Here is a 15,883-nt window from a genome sequence, read left to right as displayed (position 1 = left end):
CCCTTAATCTTTTATTTTATTTTTTAGATGTAATTTTGTGAATGATATAATGTGCTACTAATATAAAAGCACCTTAAAGGTGCTTTTTATATGCATGCTGGGCATGTCAATGAATCTCCATTTTTATCTATTGTTATATTCAATATATATTCAATTGCTTTATGTGACCAAGTTTCAGGTGTAGGCGATTCATTTATATATTGTGGCGCACATGACTTCAGCATTGGAGTACTAATACTCCCTCCAGGATCTAAAGCAAGTACAGCCATGCCATGGGGTAATTCCAGGGCCATAGATTTAGTGATACCTTCAATAGCAAATTTCGAGGCACAATATGGCGCAAGCTCAGCCTCACCTTCTCTCCCCCAACTAGAACTCATATTAATGATAATTCCTTCTTTCCTAGCTACCATCGCTGGAACAAATGCTCTTATTACATTTACTACACCATTCACGTTTACATTCATTACATTTTCGAATTCTTGAGCCGTAATTTTCCAAAGTTGTGCATTTTGATTTACAATCGATGCATTATTTATTATCATATCGGGAGCTGTATGTGTATTAAGTATATAATTTGCCCAATTGTTAACTTGCTGAGAATCTGAAACATCAATTACTTGGAAATCATGTATTTTACTGTACTGTTTTTTTAGTTCTTCAATTTTATCTTTTGAACGTCCACAACCATATATGTTCCACCCTAATTCATGAAATCGATCAACCATCGCACGCCCTAACCCTTGTGTCACGCCTGTAATAATTACAGATTTACTAATTTCTTTTCGCTTCATTTCTCTCATCCTCCTTCCCTATATCTTACTCTCTTCATTTTTATTCAGCGATTTACTATAGTATTAACTCAACTCATACTTTAGTAATGGTTTTGATATTGTATACATAAACAAAAAAAGTAACCATCATGGTTACTTTTTGCTATATATCTAAAAATTCATTGTTTATTTCATTATTGTTTTTATATTTCAACTTCTCTTTTCCACATTTCTCACACTGGTAAATATAAACTACACCTAATGTACCTTTTTTTAAAATCCTCATTATCCTGCATCTTAATAAAAATATATTTATGTTTACAATGCGATTCACCCAAATAATTTTTAAACCACTTTTTCAACACAACACATTCCACCTTTATGATAGAACCTTTATTTAGCTGCTTTATTACATACTTTTATTTAAATGTTCAATCTCATCTTGCAACTTTTTAAATTGCTCAAAATGCATGGTAATAGATTGGCTACTACCATAATCAACATTTTGTTTCACTAATATAACACCCGTATCATGAAAAAGCGCTTCAAGTTCTTTCCTAATAGACACTTTCGCAATATGAGCTGTTTTAATTGCAGATAAAATTGCAATTTCATTAAACTTTAATTTTATTTCATTTGGACAAAATGCGTCTTCAACTAATATAACTTCATTACTATAAATTAGTGCAACAAGATTACTTGATTTGGCATCTGTTAAATCAACTTTTTTCATAATATCTTTCATTACATTTTGCCTCCTTTATTTTCATATATATCAATTATACAAATTTTTAAAAAAATTACTCAACTTTATTATATTAATTTTAACACACTTTTATTGAAATCCATGCTCCAAACGTTTTACTATTCCACAATTTTTATTATATGAACCATCTGGACTATAACTCCATATAGTAATGTTAACAACTTTTTATAAAGCAGGTGAAAATTATGCCATCAGTTGTAGGAAATTTAGTTGTACAAAATAGTAATGGATCATTTAACTTAGGTGATTTCTACAACGTTTCTCCGAAAGAAAATACGAAAGCTTATAATGGTTCCGGCGCATCAAACGTTGGTTTTGTTGTTAATACTTTTAGCGGTGTTAGCGCGACCAATACATTTGATTCTGACCTTGCAGATCAAAACCAAGTGGGTACAGCCTAATCTTATGTTCAACTTTTTGTATAGAAAATTTTAATTTGTCTATACTATAATCAGGCTGTTTGACAGCTCTTATCGATTTTGGAGTACCCTATCTTTTTCTCCCTTTCCCTGGGGCTCAGCAGCTAGCACAAAGCTAGCTGCTTTTTCTTATATTATTTGTCTCATAAATCAGAAATAAAAAAAGCTGCCATTTAATATTCAGCTTCTTTTACATTATTTCAATAATATCCATAGCGTTAAATACGTAAGTTTTATAAAAGGCGTCTGTACAAATTACAATTTGTTTTACCGGATTGATATGTACAACAGTCATGTAGCTTGTTAATATGTAACCATCTTCAAAATATGTTACCAATATTTCTTTCTCAGACAGTAATGACGTTAATAATTTATCAGAAATCCTCTCTTTTGCTTCATTTGTTAAAAGCGGTTTTTGTACTTTTAATTTCTCTCCAATAATCTTTCTCATATTTAAAAGTTGTTCGGACATTACTGTAAACGGAACCCACTCTCTTTCTTCTTTTTGTATCTTTACATCGTTCATTTTTTATCTCCTTGATCATTTATACATTTATTTATTCATGCTATCCCTTAGTTATTTTTAATACTTACTAAACTCGAATTTACTTCTAAACTATAATTAGGTTACCTCTTAAAAGAACATTCGTTCTTATTATACACGAACTTACGTTCCTTTGAGAAGAGCTATACTTATTATTTCTTAACAAAAAACATAATTTTATTTATCTCCATATTTTTTCCTTTATCAAATAAACTTTTCATTTCTTATATAAAATGCATATAAAAACTAAAAGGCGACTTCACACAAAGTGAAATCGCCTTTTTCTAAAAAATATTCAAAGCTTATTTTTCTATCCTAACTAATGTTCTTTCTGGAATACATAATTCATCTATATTAAAATGATTTATTTTTAAGTTCAATTCCCCTACTCGTTCCTTATCTTCATCACCAACCCAACAACTAAATAATTCGAAATAGTCTCCATCTTCCAAATAACTTTCCATAATCTTGCATAAAGTTAAAAGTTTTTCTTTCGCTTCTTTTTTTTCCTTTACATTTTGCCACTCGACCAGTTCAATTCCCCAATTAGTTGAAACCTCATATGTGTAATTTGTTTGGAATTGATAATCTTGTACAATTTCAAGCATACTTTCATCTGAAAAACACGGTCCAAAAACAATTACATCATTAGAATCTGGATCCGTTAACGGAATTTCTACATTACAGCCTATGTAACTTGCTAAACTCATTTTATACTCCTCCAATATTCGTATAAAAAATACTTCATAGTATATTTATTTACTCAAATATAAAATCCCTGCCTAAACGAAAAAGTTTTAAATTTTTATCGTTTATTAACCATCTATAACTGAAAACATATACTATGATGAACGAACTCACAAAGCATAAGAAAAGAGAGCATTTACAACACTCTCTTTTCTTACATACTCTATGGAACTTTACAAAACTGAATCAGTGATTTTTATTATTATATTTTATTACATATACTTAGGTTGTACTATTATATGTAACTCTCTCTCTGTATCCGCTTTTTTCGGATGACGAAAATAATTAAGTTCGTACTTTAACACTTTATACTCAACCATCCCAATTTTAATCCCTTTCGTTTCTTTTAATATAACTAATAAATCACTTATATTTTCATCATATGACTCAAAAATTTTCGCTCCGCCCTCTCCTTGAAAGATTACTTTCATATATTCTCCCCACCTTAATTTATTGATGTGGTAAATGATGCGTTTAAAACGATTCATTCTTTATCCTAAAATTTTCACAACAAAAAGAACATCCTTTCCAATCGAATGCTCAGCTTTTTACTAATTATCCATGTTAAATATTTATTCAAAAACATTATATGTATTATTTTTTAAATTATGTTCGATATTCATTATTAAAGAGTAAATATATGTAATAAACTTGCATAATGAAAACCGTAGAATATCCACTTTCGTTGAAATAATTATAAACCATAATTTCCCATTGTAATTCTTAATATTTAAATGTAATATTGTATTGTCTTACTATCTATTTATAACTCACACACTAATTAGAAAAGGGAACTCTATATGAGTTCCCTTTTCTAATTATGATTACAGTCATTATTTCTTTTCTAGAAATTTAAATGTATCTTTAAATTCTTTATTATTCACTTTAATATCAGCATCTTTCAATAAATCATTGACTACTTGTTGTTTCCATTTACCTGTCGTATCTTGTAGTCTTTGTTGTTCTATATCTTTACGAATTTTATCCTTTACTTCATCAAATGGCTTCAATTCTTTTTTATCCGTCACTTTAATAATATGGTAACCGTAAGTTGTTTTAACCGGATCACTTACTTGGCCTGCATCTAATTTATACGCAGCTTCCTCAAATTCTTTCACTGTTTGCCCAGGAGCAAAACCAGATATTTCCCCGCCCTGTTCCTTTGAACCAGTATCCTCTGAATACTGGTTTGCTAAGGCAGCAAAATCTTCACCATTATTTACTTTCTCCTTTATTTCTTTAGCCGTTTTTTCATCTTTCACTAAAATGTGACTTACTTTCATTTCTGGTTTATAGTTATTTTTCACATCTTTATCTGTAACTGTTGCTTTAATCGCTTTCTCAAATGCAATTTCTGGCTTCATTTTTTCTTTTAATTCATCTTCGTTTTTCAATCCAAGTTGTTCTAAAGTCGATTTAAAGTTCTCACCCATTTTATCTTTTGCTTCTTCTACTTTCTTTTTTGCTTCCTCATCTGAAACTTTATATTTATCTAACAATGCCTTACTTAACATCATTTGATATAAAGTACTTTCTCCATATTGTTGTCGTAATTCTTTACTTAATTCTTTCTCTGTAACATTCCCTACTTTTGATGTTACTACGTTGTCTGAGGAACCACATGCAGATAATGCTAGCATCACGCATGAAATAATTGTTCCAATAAATATTTTTTTCTTTTTCAATTCAAATACCTCACTTTTATCATTATGCAAATTAACTATACACAGTCATTGTGAAAACAGTGTGTTTTCTACATGTAATTCATTTCATATGAGTAGACTATGTATCATGTATTTTCATTTTTAAACGTAAAGAGTCTTCTTACTATTATGTATAGTAAGAAGACTCTTTACATACTCCTTAAAAACAATACTGCCGCTATAGTTACTTAATAATTACATGTTTTTCAGGTATCCAACTATTCTGCCCGATATCTACCGCATTTCCCACTCTACCCCACACTCGAAAAGATGTCGATCCATCTATATTCCCTTTATAATTCATACATTCAGGCTCTTCATAATAATTTACTCCGTAACCGACAGGATATTTCGAAGTTGCATAAAACCATTTCACATTAAAATGTTTTAAATATGCCCACTGCTTATCGTTCTCTAAACAAATCATATCTTGCTCACCGCCTCCCCAATAACCTGTTAAGATTAAATATGGAATTTTCTGAGTGAGTGCACCTGTAAATTGAGGGGTCATGGGAGTTTCATATAAATTTATTCCGTATCCATCAGGATATTTCGAAACTGCAATACCAATGCCATTCGGTTGCTGTGTATACACTATGTTAGATTGATTTGCTTTGTTGGAATCTATAAACCAAGAAAGTGACTTATTTCCTACTAATCGATTCAGATCACATTTCCCAATCCCAGGAACATTCCCTGAATCCGCATATTGCCACATATCGCATGGATATGCTGGCTTATTCCCTCCATAACGAGGAATCCATACAAAATCAGCTTCAATATTACATGCTCCAAATGATAAATACGTGTGATGCCCTACGTATAATCCTACTTTTTCCGCACCTAAACGGCGTAATTCATCAATAAATGCCTGTATCCCGCCTTGCATATCTGCCATCGTTTGAACTTCTACGTCCGCCACCCAAAACTTAGCTGATTGATCACCACGATTCCAAAAATCTTGTGCCTCTTTCTTTGCATCAGCAATAGATATAAAACGGCAAAAAGCATAATTACCGAATGGGATACTATGCTTTTTCATTTCACTAACATAATTTTGATACATAAAATCCACCGTATTAGAGCCATCTTGAACTCTAGCAATCACTAAATCTAGCTGAGATGCTGCAATATCCCAATTAATAGTTCCATTCCATTTTGAAATATCTACAATATACCCCATACATTCCAGCTCCTTTTGAATGTCTTATTCATAGCTTGTTTTATTGTAAGCCTCCTCTCTCTAAAACTAGCTATCTATAATATAAATAAAAAGAATCTTTACTGTTTTTCAAAATATATTCTCTTTCAGAAATATTTCTATCAACTTTAACATGTATGCCACATAAAACATTCGAAATATACCCTACTATTCATTTATTATGTAATCTCGTCCTATCAATCATTTTTACAGATATTAAAAAAAATCTCCTGTATTATTAAATTATAACTTTCAGTATCGATTTCCTTTCAACTAAAAAATTTCATCCCTCATTTTCTATATATTCTTAAGTCAAAATTACTACCTCTACATGAAATTTGAGATTTAGAAAAATTTTAATTAATTGAAGTTTACTCCTATTAAATTGCAATTTTCCAACCTGAACACTATTGGTGCATAAAAAAGACATTTTCTATTACTGAAAATGTCTTTTTACAGTTTAATAAAATAACTTTGGTGCTAAATCTGTATTTTGTAATTGTGAGTTTTCACTGCTCATAACACAACTTGTGGAAAATAGAATTGGGATACCACAAACCTCATCATTCATTACATCACGAAACACATTGGCCGCAACACCTGTAAACGTTTGACATAAGTTAGAAATATCGTCATTGAAAAACTGAATGACTTCCGCAGCGAAAACCGGAAAAACAACATTCGGTCCGCCAGGGAACTGAGGCTGTACCACAACTTGTTCAAAATAAGGATTATTTTCTAGTGCTACTTGAAATAAATGAGCTATTTCAAATGCATCTAGTGGACAAGGAAATGGATTTACAATTTCATTCTCATTATTCGTTACAATAACTGTCACACTTACATTCCCAAATTGTACAAAAGATTTTAAAAGCGTTGCTAATGCTCTCGCTTTTTCGTTGCTTAACGCATGCACTAAAATAATATAATTACCACCAACAGGAATAAGCGGCCCAACTGTAACAGTTGGATCAGCACCTATTGAATTTTTTAATTCATTAAAATATGTGATCCACGGTGGCGAAAGCTGAGCTTGTACATTTTCTTCCACTATTTTATACTACCCCCTTATACCATTCTTACTAACATAATATGTAACAAACAAAAAAATGCATTAGTTATATTAACCATTTGCGTATTTATTGATTATATTAATTAAACATTTTATTTTCCATTCTCAATTTCCCCTTTACATCTTTAAGCACTTTTACTACTATAAAATTCTTTATTATAAGCAAATCCACTGAAATTTCATATTATACTAATACGACTCTATATCCATTAAATTATAATACTCAATATTAGGAGCTGATTTCATGGAAAAAAAACCTATCGTGTTCAAAATCCCACCAAATTCAAAGCTAAAAATTACATTTTTCGGTCCTTGTAACGAAGTAATTACAAATGTGTCTATAATTAATCAACTATGCACCCCTAAATGTCAAACTATCACGCAATACCCAGACTTTAAGAAATATGTAACGGAAGTACGATCGCTATCCCGTTGTTAGTCCGCATAATGCACGATTTTCACAACTTTATTACCTAAAATAACCGAGAAAGAAAATAACTGCATTCCTAGACTAAAATTACTCATGTTATGATATTCCATTGATAATTCATTGATTTTTTACACGTTTTTATGAAAAGAACATATATTATCGTATGGAGATTATCCACTCATAAAACCTATCTTTCTTTGGAGCGTACTTTTTATGTATGCTCTTTTTTTATGTAACCGTCCCCCTTCTAAATTGACCAACAATATATTAAAATTCTTTATATACTCAAGGAGGTCAAATATGTTCAAGTTGCATCCAATACTACTCATCTTAGGATTGATTTTGTTTTTATATAGTGTAATCGCCTTTATGCTATTCTTTTCAGTGTATTAGCATTCCCTACACAAATCTATGTTCAATATATAATTTCTATATGGTAAAGAAAAAACATAATGATACGATCTTTTATGTATTCCGTCTTTCTTGTTCTATAAGAAAACTAGTAAACTTACTAACAATGCGTTTTTACAAGCATGTTACTTATTATTCTGTTTATTATCTGAAGAAGGTTGAAGCCCCTACAAATTAAACTACGCTTTACCTATTTACTTATATATTTTAGAAAAACAATAATAATCCCCCACCATTTGGTAAGGGGATTAACTAAACCTACTAAAAAACATTTAATAATCAGTTTTATTTAGTTGGAGAAGGAAATCTTGCCGCTTCAAAGTGAACCGTATTTACACCATTAACATTTTGTACAATTACGCCAGCAATACTACTTTCTGCAAAAACTTCAACTAAATCTCCTGCTTCTAATTGAAGAATAGTAGTTACGGAAACATCATTATTAAAAAATACTCCTGTTCCAAAGAAATCATTATCTATCGCTATTGCCGGATTGCCATTTACACGAATTTCTACTCTAGCTCTGTAATTTACATTAAAATCATTTGGAGAAAATGTTATATTTCCTAATACACTATATACCCCTCTAGTTTTCGGAGTAAAAATCGACGTTACTGGATTATATTCATTCGCTAGATCAAATTGTTCATTTTGAAATAATACTTTAACAGGAGTATTTGCTAGAACAGGTTGATTAACTGTATTCACAGCTCTAAATGCCGATGCCCTTACAAGCTCCTCTTTCTTATCATCACAACACTTCACCTTTACATACTTCCTATCACATTTACTACTTTTCCTATAACAATCATGACTTTCCTTTTTGTAATCTTTACAATACTTACAGTAATAATAAGACATAGTGAGTCCCCCTTTACACTTATTTTTACATAGTATGCTATATAGATTAGAATAGCTTGGACGACCTGTTACTATTTTTAATAGATTAAAAAACCCTCACCATTTCGGTGAGGGTTTACCTTTAAGCTTCTGCAAACTCATTGTTTAATGACTTTATTTAATTGGAGAAGGAAATCTTGCTGCTTCAAAATGTGCACCATCTTCTAAAGGACTTAAAACTCCATCTATACTACTTTGTGCATAAATCTCAACTTCATCCCCTGCATTCAATTGAACAATCGTCGAAACACTTACGACATTTCCAAAACTTATTGGACCAAAAAAGTCATTATCTATAGCTATCGCTGCGTTTCCATTCACACGAATTTCTACACGCGCTCTATAATTTAAAGTTGGATCGTTTGGAAAGAAACCAATCGTTCCAATAATAGAATATACACCTTTAGTCTTCGGCATAAAAATAGATGTTGCTGGATTATACTCATTCGCTAAATCAAATTGTTCATTTTGAAATAACACTTTCACAAAAGTATTAGCAGGAACATTTTGATTCACAGTATTTCTAGCTCTAAATGCCGATGCTCTAACAAGATTGTCCTTGTTATCATGACACTTACTAGTGTTCTTACAACAATCATGATGCTTATTTTTATACTCCTTACAATACTTACAGTAGTAATAACAAGACATACTGATTCCCCTTTCAAACTTATTACTATATATTATGTAAGATTGATTTATAAGGTTTGGACTAGCTATTTTTATTATTCATAAGGGCGCTATTAACCTGCACCCTTATTTATATACACCACTTCATTCCTTACTAGTTATAAGTTGTATACAGTCCCATATGGAATAGTCAGAAAAGAACTTCCGTACGGTGTAACTTGATGTACTGGGTAAAAATACTCTACGGATGAATAATACGGTTGTACACCTTGCTGCTGCATTTGCAATTGTTGTTGCATTTGCAATGCTTGTTGAATAGCTTGGACTGTACTTTGTGCTCCACTATACGTTATAGATGTACCATACGCTGGTCGCATACCAGTTTCAGAATTAAAATATGAATAAAACATGATTTTCAGCTCCCTTCCCGTATAATTTATTACAAATTATATTATGATTCTTTATTTCAGTGGGTACTATAAAGCTAGTCCGCTCGCTTATATTCAAATGACAAAATAAAAAAGTAGCTGCTAGACTACTTTGACTCCTTCTTATCACCAAATGAAATGATATACATATTCTCCTGTTACACGCTCATTAATTCCCGCAACCCTAACGAACCTAAGTAAATCCGCTCCTTGAAGGAAATATACCGAAATCGTAACCGGTACTTGCGACCACATGAATTGATAAAGCTCATTCACTCTCTGATTCGTCGTAACGATTAAATCATTTACAGGTCCATGATTCCATGCAGAGGTTTGAACTGAAGTGAAAGAAAGGTCTTTCCCATTAACCACTATTCTTGATACGCTTTGAGTTATGTCCACAATAATCCCCTCCAACATTACAAAAATTGGACCTTTTTTAGTTCATATTATTATAAATATTCTTGACTGTAATAAATGTTTAAGGCAAATCCCTAATAAAGTGAAACTTTAATCAGCTCTCACCAATCGGGCTTTTACTGGCAGCCCGACCCCACCTAAATTCTTTGCTTCCGCTGAACTTTGAGGTGGGGGTATTTACTGCCCGACAAATAGCGGGATAAAATTTTTTTATTCATATCCCTCAATTCCCATTACAACCATATAATTTCTAACCTTATTCAATTTTTGTAATTAAAAATAAAAAATAGCTAATTCACTACTTAAAAAGTAAAAAAAGCATCAGATTGACTAGTATGTAGATGGTTAAATGAATGTAAAATGTTTTTAAATTATCTACTCTTTTTTTAGTTTGGAAGTAACTCTCATCTCGTCCCATCTTTATACACCACTTTCTTAATCACACTGAACGCAATATTCAATTGATGAGTTTGTCATTTCGTTAGCTCCAATTAACGCCTTTGTTCAATGTAGTAATTTTCTTGTATAATAAAAGTTAATTAATCTAGAAGGGACTGACTTATGCGCAGATATCAATATTTTTAATCTACCTATCATTACAACATAACGGAGGTAAAAGTATTGATTACAGAACTACACTCACAGAGATTATATTTAAGGAAAATGAAAGCATCTGATTCACTAAGTATGTTTAAAATATGGTCTGATCCTGATGTTACTAAATTCATGAATATAAGTAATTTCACTGATGAGAACCAGGCAAAAGATATGATTCAATTCCTTAACGAACTCGCTCAAAATAATAAAGCTATACGTTTTACTATTATTGAAAAAGAATCTAATCATATTATCGGTTCATGTGGCTATAATTCCTTAGATTTTGAAAACTCAAAGACTGAGATTGGCTATGATATTTCAAAAACATTTTGGGGTAAAGGATATGCACCTGAAGCAATATCCTCTTTATTAGATTATGCTTTTACACATCTAAAACTAAATCGTGTTGAAGCAAAAGTTGAACCTGCAAATGTAAATTCTATAAAAGTATTAGAAAAATTAAACTTTACTTTTGAAGGTACTCTGAGAAAGAGCGAAAAATCAGCTGGAAAGCTTATCGATTTAAATATCTATTCGAAATTAATAAGCGATTAATTTTAGTCCCTCTGCCCATACTCAATCAAAGTGTGGGCTTCTTTAATTTCTGTATAAAATTCAAAAGTTTGACACAATCCTGGAAAAAGCTTATAAAGAAAAGTGAGGTTCCATTATTTTCACACTTAGTAGCGCAGTCATGTTACATACAATTTTATAAGTGTGAACGAACTACAAAACTAAAAAACAAATAATAAGTTTGCAACATGTTTGCAAATACGAATTTTGCATATAAATTCGTGTGATATTGAAAGGAGTTTTACTTATGAAAGAAATTAAAACAGAACAAGAATTCAAAGACATCATCGCAAGCGAGGAGCCTGTAGTTGTTAAGTTCTTTACTACATGGTGCCCAGATTGCGTACGTATGGACAACTTTATCGGAGATGTAATGGAAGAGTTCAATAAATTTGAATGGTACTCTATCAATAAAGATGAGTTTCCAAGTATCGCTGAAGAGTATCAAGTAATGGGTATTCCAAGTTTACTTGTATACCAAAACGGTGAGAAGCTAGGCCACTTACATAGTGCTAATGCAAAAACAGAAGAGCAAGTTACTGAGTTTTTAGAAGCATACTAAAATGAAAGCCCTCTGGAAAATATTTTTCAGAGGGTTTTCATCTATTTTCACAATTATCTTTTGAATTTTTTCATCGTTTAATGAATTACACCTTGTCATGATAAGAATAATACGTAGTAAGAAAAGTATTCGTTTCCTCATCCATCTACCCTCCTATCTCTTTAGTAAATAAACTCCAATTAGGTTCACACCTTGACTTTGTACTTTTCAACATATTTTTCCTTTACGAAACTTTGTTATCCCCTTCTTAAAAAGCTATAAAACGTCAACAATGTTTGTATAGACCCACACGACTTTCGTTTGATACTCTATTTATAGAAAGAAATTCCTTTAAAGAAAGGTGAGTGATTAAAATGGATACTCTTTCTCATAAAGAAGCTGATAAAGGTGCTATTGTCAGCATTATGGCCTACATATTTTTATCCTCTATGAAAATCATCATCAGTTATATTACCCTCTCTAGCGCATTACGCGCTGACGGTTTAAATAACTTAACGGATATCGGTGCTTCTTTAGCGATATTAATTGGTCTAAAAATATCTCGTAAACCTCGTGACCCAGATCATCCGTATGGGCATTCGCGTGCCGAACAAATCGCATCACTTGTTGCGTCCTTCATTATGGCAACAGTCGGATTAGAAGTTGTTATTAGTGCCATTCAATCTTTCTTAAATCCGAAACAAGCAGCGCCTAATGTACTCGCTGCATGGGTTGCTTTATTTTCTGCTGTCGTTATGTACTGCGTGTATTTGTATACGAAAAAAATTGCAGCACGAACAAAAAGTAAATCATTAGAAGCCGCTGCAAAGGATAATTTATCAGATGCACTCGTAAGTATTGGTACCGTAGTAGGTATTGTCGGTTCTCAGTTCCAAATGCCTATTTTAGACCCTATTGCCGCTTTAATTGTCGGTCTTATTATTTGTAAAACTGCATGGGAGATTTTCGTAGAATCTTCTCATATGCTAACAGATGGAATTGATCCTGATAAAATGGAAGAATACGCTGATGCTATTGAGCATATTGGCGGTGTGGAAAACATTGTAGATATTCGAGCACGTATGTATGGGAATCAAACGTACGTTGATATTACAATTGAAGTAGATGCTCGCATGGATGTTGGAGAAAGTCACTGTATTACCGACAACATCGAAGCTATGCTGCGCAAAAAATTTGGAATTTACCATGCACACATTCATGTTGAGCCAATGAAAAAAGAACCTATTATGACATAGGTTCTTTTTTTATGAACGTTTTATGGAATATAACACATAAAACGAGCCAGCTACCGCCAGCTGCCCATCCTGCTAATATGTCAGATGGATAGTGCACGCCAAGATATATTCGGCTAACTGAAATAGATAATACAACAAAGCTTGCTATAAGAATAATTAACAATTTTTTATGCAACGAAATACGCTCTTCAGTAATTGTGACGTATGCAATAAATCCTAAAAAAGCAGTAGCATTCATCGTATGACCGCTCGGAAAACTATATCCAGTTGCAGTAACAAGCTGCGTGACATCAGGTCTTGCTCGTTCGTACCATAGTTTAAGCATACTGTTTAAATAACGAGATCCGTAGTAATTAATTGTTAGAAGTAACGCACTAAGTAACTTTTTTCTAACGAGAAAATACATTACAAGAATAATGAGTAATGGAAAATATATTCTTTTGGAACCGATAAAAGACACCCAAGTAAAATAGGTCGTCAAATAATCGTTTCGAAAGCTTTGAATAAAATGTGCGACTATATTGTCAAAGTTCTCAATACAAGCGGTATGATACGAAAGTGATAATACGACAAAACAAATGAGTAACGTAAAACTTAGCAAGTATAAATGTCGATATCGTTTCACATACATAACCTCACTATGCAAAAAAATGGAGCGGTTGTTTTAGTTTTCCTCTCCATTTCTTTTTTATGCATAGTTTATTAAAAAATATAATTATTAATTTTTTGCTTCATCTCAGGGATATCTTCTCTTGTTACGGTAAAACGAATCACCTTCTCATCAAGATCAAGCGCCTCAGCGAATAAACCAGCTAATCCACGTGATTTTCTATCTACTTCCATAATAATTTCTAGTCGGTCGTATGCACGTGGCAAGATTAATAATTCTAATTCATCTAATTTCCCATAATGCTCTCCAGAAACCGGAATAAACTCAAATTCTTGTGCGAATGGAACTTGCTTACGTAATCGATGCGGTAATTCTTCACATTCTATATGACGTGCTTTAAACCCTAATTCATTTACACTATCTAAAACACTACTTAATAATGCATTAGGTAACACTTGAACGTAGTCGCGGTCACTTGGGTCTATACTACGTTTAATATCAAGACCTGTATGAATCCAAACCGTTTTCATACCAAGTGTAAGTGGTGCTTCAATTGGCATTGGAAAAGAAAATGGAATTTCAACTTTTTCATTCGGTTCTACAGAAAAAGGTTCTGTTAAGCGTACTCGCTCTAAATCATATGTTGCTGTTACTTTTTTATCATCCACTTCTCGTACATACGACGTCGATAATGTTAAGTAAATGCTTTCAATTTGTTGGCTAACTGAACCTCCAGTTATATGAACCTTTCCAACTATTTCTTCCCCAACAATATACTCATCTTTTTCAAGAACAGTATCTACCTTTGCACTTCCAATACCAACGCTTGCTAAAAACTTTTGAAACATGGAGTCTCCATCCTTTCTAAAGCAGAAGCTACATCTTGTTTTAAATCTTGTACATTCTCATAGTACGGCGTTTTTATTTGTAACATTCGCATAAGCATTTCACGATTATAATGTTCCAAAGTTAATTCTTCGTACCATGGTTTTTCCTGTTTTTCATTAGATTCATATCCTGCATATAATAAAAATAATGAGAAATGACCGAGCGCATAAAAGTCGCTACGAAAGTGAACTTCTCGCATCAAAGCTTGTTCACCTTCGTAAGTTGTAGCTCGCTCATCATCTTCACCTTTCCATTTAGCCAATCCAAAATCGATAATACTAATTTGATTTTCTTTCATTAGTATGTTTGGAATGCGTAAATCTCGATGAATAATGCCTTCACTATGAAACACCGATACAATTTCTAATATTTCATATAAAATCTCAAAAACTTCACGTTCTGTATATACATACCCATCTATGAAAATATAATCTTCAAAATTTTTACCAGGCATGTACTCCATCACAAAGAAGCTCTTTTTCTCCCATAAGAAATGATCATATAGACTAGGAATTGCATGATGATTTAATGTTTGTAAAATCATTTTCTCTTGTTCAAATGATTTTCTACCAGACTCATATCTTTGTTTACTTTGTCTTAATTGTTTTAAGACTTTATATCTATTTATTTGTAAATCATTAACGACATATGTAACCCCATAACTGCCCATTCCAATTACTGATTCAATTTTATAACGCTCTGCAACAATTGTATTTTTTCGCAGTGGTCTATCAAATAATGCTAGTACACGACGCCATTTCATCAGCTACTTGAAAAGAAGCTACGGCTTTTACGTTTTCTTTTATAATGTTGATGTCCATAACCAGATGAACGTCGTTTATAATCGCTACTTGAATACGAGCGCCCTCTACGACGATAATCACTACTTGAATATGAACGATATTTTTTCTTTCCTAATAAAGAATCAATAATTTTTTTGAACATTCCTTCACCTCTTGAGTAAAATTTCCTTT

Annotated in this window: 21 protein-coding genes and 2 pseudogenes; 5 read left to right on the top strand and 18 right to left on the bottom strand. The window is 32.0% G+C overall.

The genetic code is table 11. The annotated features are described in order from the left end of the window. Nucleotides 1-86: 86 nt before the first annotated feature. The 3 genes and pseudogenes from BC_RS11425 to BC_RS11415 all read right to left on the bottom strand — a co-directional run bounded on the left by BC_RS11425 (nucleotide 87) and on the right by BC_RS11415 (nucleotide 1,518). Nucleotides 87-794, bottom strand: coding sequence for an SDR family oxidoreductase (locus BC_RS11425; protein ID WP_000823061.1), 708 nt, complete (start codon nucleotides 792-794; stop codon nucleotides 87-89). Between the two features lie 142 nt (nucleotides 795-936). After that, nucleotides 937-1,138, bottom strand: a pseudogene (locus tag BC_RS11420) (hypothetical protein). 44 nt (nucleotides 1,139-1,182) lie between these two features. Beyond that, nucleotides 1,183-1,518, bottom strand: a complete 336-nt coding sequence (locus BC_RS11415) for a hypothetical protein (protein WP_000651907.1) — start codon at nucleotides 1,516-1,518, stop codon at nucleotides 1,183-1,185. Between the two features lie 206 nt (nucleotides 1,519-1,724). Here BC_RS11415 and gerPF point away from each other — a divergent pair, with 206 nt between their 5' ends. Continuing rightward, the gene (gerPF, locus tag BC_RS11410; protein ID WP_001141569.1) at nucleotides 1,725-1,940 is read left to right on the top strand and encodes a spore germination protein GerPF; all 216 of its coding nucleotides are present in this window, start codon (nucleotides 1,725-1,727) and stop codon (nucleotides 1,938-1,940) included. Between the two features lie 208 nt (nucleotides 1,941-2,148). Here gerPF and BC_RS11405 read toward each other — a convergent pair whose 3' ends face one another. From BC_RS11405 to BC_RS11380, 6 genes are all read right to left on the bottom strand, one after another. Then, nucleotides 2,149-2,484 carry a YolD-like family protein gene (locus tag BC_RS11405; protein ID WP_002024004.1) on the bottom strand — a complete coding sequence of 112 codons (336 nt, stop codon included), beginning with the start codon at nucleotides 2,482-2,484 and terminating at the stop codon, nucleotides 2,149-2,151. Nucleotides 2,485-2,804: 320 nt separating this feature from the next. Then, a complete protein-coding gene (locus tag BC_RS11400; RefSeq protein ID WP_000050503.1) occupies nucleotides 2,805-3,212 on the bottom strand; it encodes a hypothetical protein in 408 nt (135 codons plus the stop codon). 249 nt (nucleotides 3,213-3,461) lie between these two features. Then, nucleotides 3,462-3,680, bottom strand: coding sequence for a hypothetical protein (locus BC_RS11395; RefSeq protein WP_000864275.1), 219 nt, complete (start codon nucleotides 3,678-3,680; stop codon nucleotides 3,462-3,464). A 402-nt stretch (nucleotides 3,681-4,082) separates the two neighbouring features. Further along, nucleotides 4,083-4,934, bottom strand: a complete 852-nt coding sequence (locus tag BC_RS11390; protein ID WP_000727349.1) for a peptidylprolyl isomerase PrsA — start codon at nucleotides 4,932-4,934, stop codon at nucleotides 4,083-4,085. Between the two features lie 202 nt (nucleotides 4,935-5,136). Beyond that, nucleotides 5,137-6,135, bottom strand: coding sequence for a glycoside hydrolase family 25 protein (locus BC_RS11385; protein WP_000540652.1), 999 nt, complete (start codon nucleotides 6,133-6,135; stop codon nucleotides 5,137-5,139). A 478-nt stretch (nucleotides 6,136-6,613) separates the two neighbouring features. Then, entirely contained in the window at nucleotides 6,614-7,204 is a 591-nt protein-coding gene (locus BC_RS11380; RefSeq protein WP_000392281.1) for a hypothetical protein, read from the bottom strand. Between the two features lie 265 nt (nucleotides 7,205-7,469). On the opposite strand from BC_RS11380, the gene BC_RS11375 reads away from it, so the two are divergent. After that, the gene (locus BC_RS11375; protein WP_000412555.1) at nucleotides 7,470-7,664 is read left to right on the top strand and encodes a hypothetical protein; all 195 of its coding nucleotides are present in this window, start codon (nucleotides 7,470-7,472) and stop codon (nucleotides 7,662-7,664) included. Nucleotides 7,665-8,351: 687 nt separating this feature from the next. On the opposite strand, the gene BC_RS11370 is transcribed toward BC_RS11375, so the two are convergent. From BC_RS11370 to BC_RS11350, 5 genes and pseudogenes are all read right to left on the bottom strand, one after another. Beyond that, nucleotides 8,352-8,927, bottom strand: a complete 576-nt coding sequence (locus BC_RS11370; protein WP_000122943.1) for a hypothetical protein — start codon at nucleotides 8,925-8,927, stop codon at nucleotides 8,352-8,354. A gap of 153 nt (nucleotides 8,928-9,080) precedes the next feature. Further along, nucleotides 9,081-9,617: a C1q-like domain-containing protein gene (locus BC_RS11365; protein WP_002182716.1), complete on the bottom strand. Its 537-nt coding sequence runs from the start codon at nucleotides 9,615-9,617 to the stop codon at nucleotides 9,081-9,083. A 137-nt stretch (nucleotides 9,618-9,754) separates the two neighbouring features. Continuing rightward, nucleotides 9,755-10,006 (bottom strand): DUF3947 family protein, encoded by a 252-nt coding sequence (locus BC_RS11360; RefSeq protein WP_000500098.1) that lies wholly within the window; start codon nucleotides 10,004-10,006, stop codon nucleotides 9,755-9,757. A gap of 144 nt (nucleotides 10,007-10,150) precedes the next feature. Further along, on the bottom strand, nucleotides 10,151-10,426 hold the full coding sequence (locus BC_RS11355; protein ID WP_000355695.1) for a hypothetical protein: 276 nt from the start codon (nucleotides 10,424-10,426) through the stop codon (nucleotides 10,151-10,153). Nucleotides 10,427-10,751: 325 nt separating this feature from the next. After that, nucleotides 10,752-10,862 (bottom strand): annotated as a pseudogene (locus BC_RS11350) (2TM domain-containing protein); the annotation flags it as partial. Nucleotides 10,863-11,065: 203 nt separating this feature from the next. On the opposite strand from BC_RS11350, the gene BC_RS11345 reads away from it, so the two are divergent. From BC_RS11345 to BC_RS11335, 3 genes are all read left to right on the top strand, one after another. Then, the gene (locus tag BC_RS11345) at nucleotides 11,066-11,596 is read left to right on the top strand and encodes a GNAT family N-acetyltransferase (RefSeq protein WP_000627261.1); all 531 of its coding nucleotides are present in this window, start codon (nucleotides 11,066-11,068) and stop codon (nucleotides 11,594-11,596) included. A 265-nt stretch (nucleotides 11,597-11,861) separates the two neighbouring features. Beyond that, the gene (locus tag BC_RS11340) at nucleotides 11,862-12,176 is read left to right on the top strand and encodes a thioredoxin family protein (protein ID WP_000658787.1); all 315 of its coding nucleotides are present in this window, start codon (nucleotides 11,862-11,864) and stop codon (nucleotides 12,174-12,176) included. A gap of 353 nt (nucleotides 12,177-12,529) precedes the next feature. After that, entirely contained in the window at nucleotides 12,530-13,411 is an 882-nt protein-coding gene (locus BC_RS11335) for a cation diffusion facilitator family transporter (RefSeq protein ID WP_000380385.1), read from the top strand. Here the strand turns inward: BC_RS11335 and BC_RS11330 are convergent. The 4 genes from BC_RS11330 to BC_RS11315 all read right to left on the bottom strand — a co-directional run bounded on the left by BC_RS11330 (nucleotide 13,401) and on the right by BC_RS11315 (nucleotide 15,854). Then, complete coding sequence (locus BC_RS11330) at nucleotides 13,401-14,036, bottom strand: phosphatase PAP2 family protein (protein ID WP_000833370.1); 636 nt, start codon at nucleotides 14,034-14,036, stop codon at nucleotides 13,401-13,403. The two genes, BC_RS11335 and BC_RS11330, sit on opposite strands and share 11 nt — an antisense overlap. A 77-nt stretch (nucleotides 14,037-14,113) precedes the next feature. Then, nucleotides 14,114-14,869, bottom strand: coding sequence for a sporulation protein (locus BC_RS11325; RefSeq protein ID WP_000486625.1), 756 nt, complete (start codon nucleotides 14,867-14,869; stop codon nucleotides 14,114-14,116). Beyond that, entirely contained in the window at nucleotides 14,851-15,672 is an 822-nt protein-coding gene (locus tag BC_RS11320; RefSeq protein ID WP_000872063.1) for a serine/threonine protein kinase, read from the bottom strand. The genes BC_RS11325 and BC_RS11320 overlap by 19 nt, the downstream gene beginning before the upstream one ends. Beyond that, nucleotides 15,672-15,854, bottom strand: a complete 183-nt coding sequence (locus tag BC_RS11315; RefSeq protein WP_000473371.1) for a hypothetical protein — start codon at nucleotides 15,852-15,854, stop codon at nucleotides 15,672-15,674. The genes BC_RS11320 and BC_RS11315 overlap by 1 nt, the downstream gene beginning before the upstream one ends. Nucleotides 15,855-15,883 lie beyond the last annotated feature (29 nt).

The sequence above is a fragment of the Bacillus cereus ATCC 14579 genome (genome assembly GCF_000007825.1).
Taxonomy (GTDB): domain Bacteria; phylum Bacillota; class Bacilli; order Bacillales; family Bacillaceae_G; genus Bacillus_A; species Bacillus_A cereus.
Note: the sequence above shows the minus strand (reverse complement) of the source record. Positions and strands in the feature narration are given on the sequence as shown.

Coding starts and splice junctions, on each gene's coding strand:
- BC_RS11425 (WP_000823061.1), bottom strand. CDS start 794: ATGAAGCGAAAAGAAATTAGTAAATCTGTAATTATTACAGGCGTGACA.
- BC_RS11415 (WP_000651907.1), bottom strand. CDS start 1,518: ATGAAAGATATTATGAAAAAAGTTGATTTAACAGATGCCAAATCAAGT.
- gerPF (WP_001141569.1), top strand. CDS start 1,725: ATGCCATCAGTTGTAGGAAATTTAGTTGTACAAAATAGTAATGGATCA.
- BC_RS11405 (WP_002024004.1), bottom strand. CDS start 2,484: ATGAACGATGTAAAGATACAAAAAGAAGAAAGAGAGTGGGTTCCGTTT.
- BC_RS11400 (WP_000050503.1), bottom strand. CDS start 3,212: ATGAGTTTAGCAAGTTACATAGGCTGTAATGTAGAAATTCCGTTAACG.
- BC_RS11395 (WP_000864275.1), bottom strand. CDS start 3,680: ATGAAAGTAATCTTTCAAGGAGAGGGCGGAGCGAAAATTTTTGAGTCA.
- BC_RS11385 (WP_000540652.1), bottom strand. CDS start 6,135: ATGGGGTATATTGTAGATATTTCAAAATGGAATGGAACTATTAATTGG.
- BC_RS11375 (WP_000412555.1), top strand. CDS start 7,470: ATGGAAAAAAAACCTATCGTGTTCAAAATCCCACCAAATTCAAAGCTA.
- BC_RS11370 (WP_000122943.1), bottom strand. CDS start 8,927: ATGTCTTATTATTACTGTAAGTATTGTAAAGATTACAAAAAGGAAAGT.
- BC_RS11365 (WP_002182716.1), bottom strand. CDS start 9,617: ATGTCTTGTTATTACTACTGTAAGTATTGTAAGGAGTATAAAAATAAG.
- BC_RS11360 (WP_000500098.1), bottom strand. CDS start 10,006: ATGTTTTATTCATATTTTAATTCTGAAACTGGTATGCGACCAGCGTAT.
- BC_RS11340 (WP_000658787.1), top strand. CDS start 11,862: ATGAAAGAAATTAAAACAGAACAAGAATTCAAAGACATCATCGCAAGC.
- BC_RS11335 (WP_000380385.1), top strand. CDS start 12,530: ATGGATACTCTTTCTCATAAAGAAGCTGATAAAGGTGCTATTGTCAGC.
- BC_RS11325 (WP_000486625.1), bottom strand. CDS start 14,869: ATGTTTCAAAAGTTTTTAGCAAGCGTTGGTATTGGAAGTGCAAAGGTA.
- BC_RS11320 (WP_000872063.1), bottom strand. CDS start 15,672: ATGAAATGGCGTCGTGTACTAGCATTATTTGATAGACCACTGCGAAAA.
- BC_RS11315 (WP_000473371.1), bottom strand. CDS start 15,854: ATGTTCAAAAAAATTATTGATTCTTTATTAGGAAAGAAAAAATATCGT.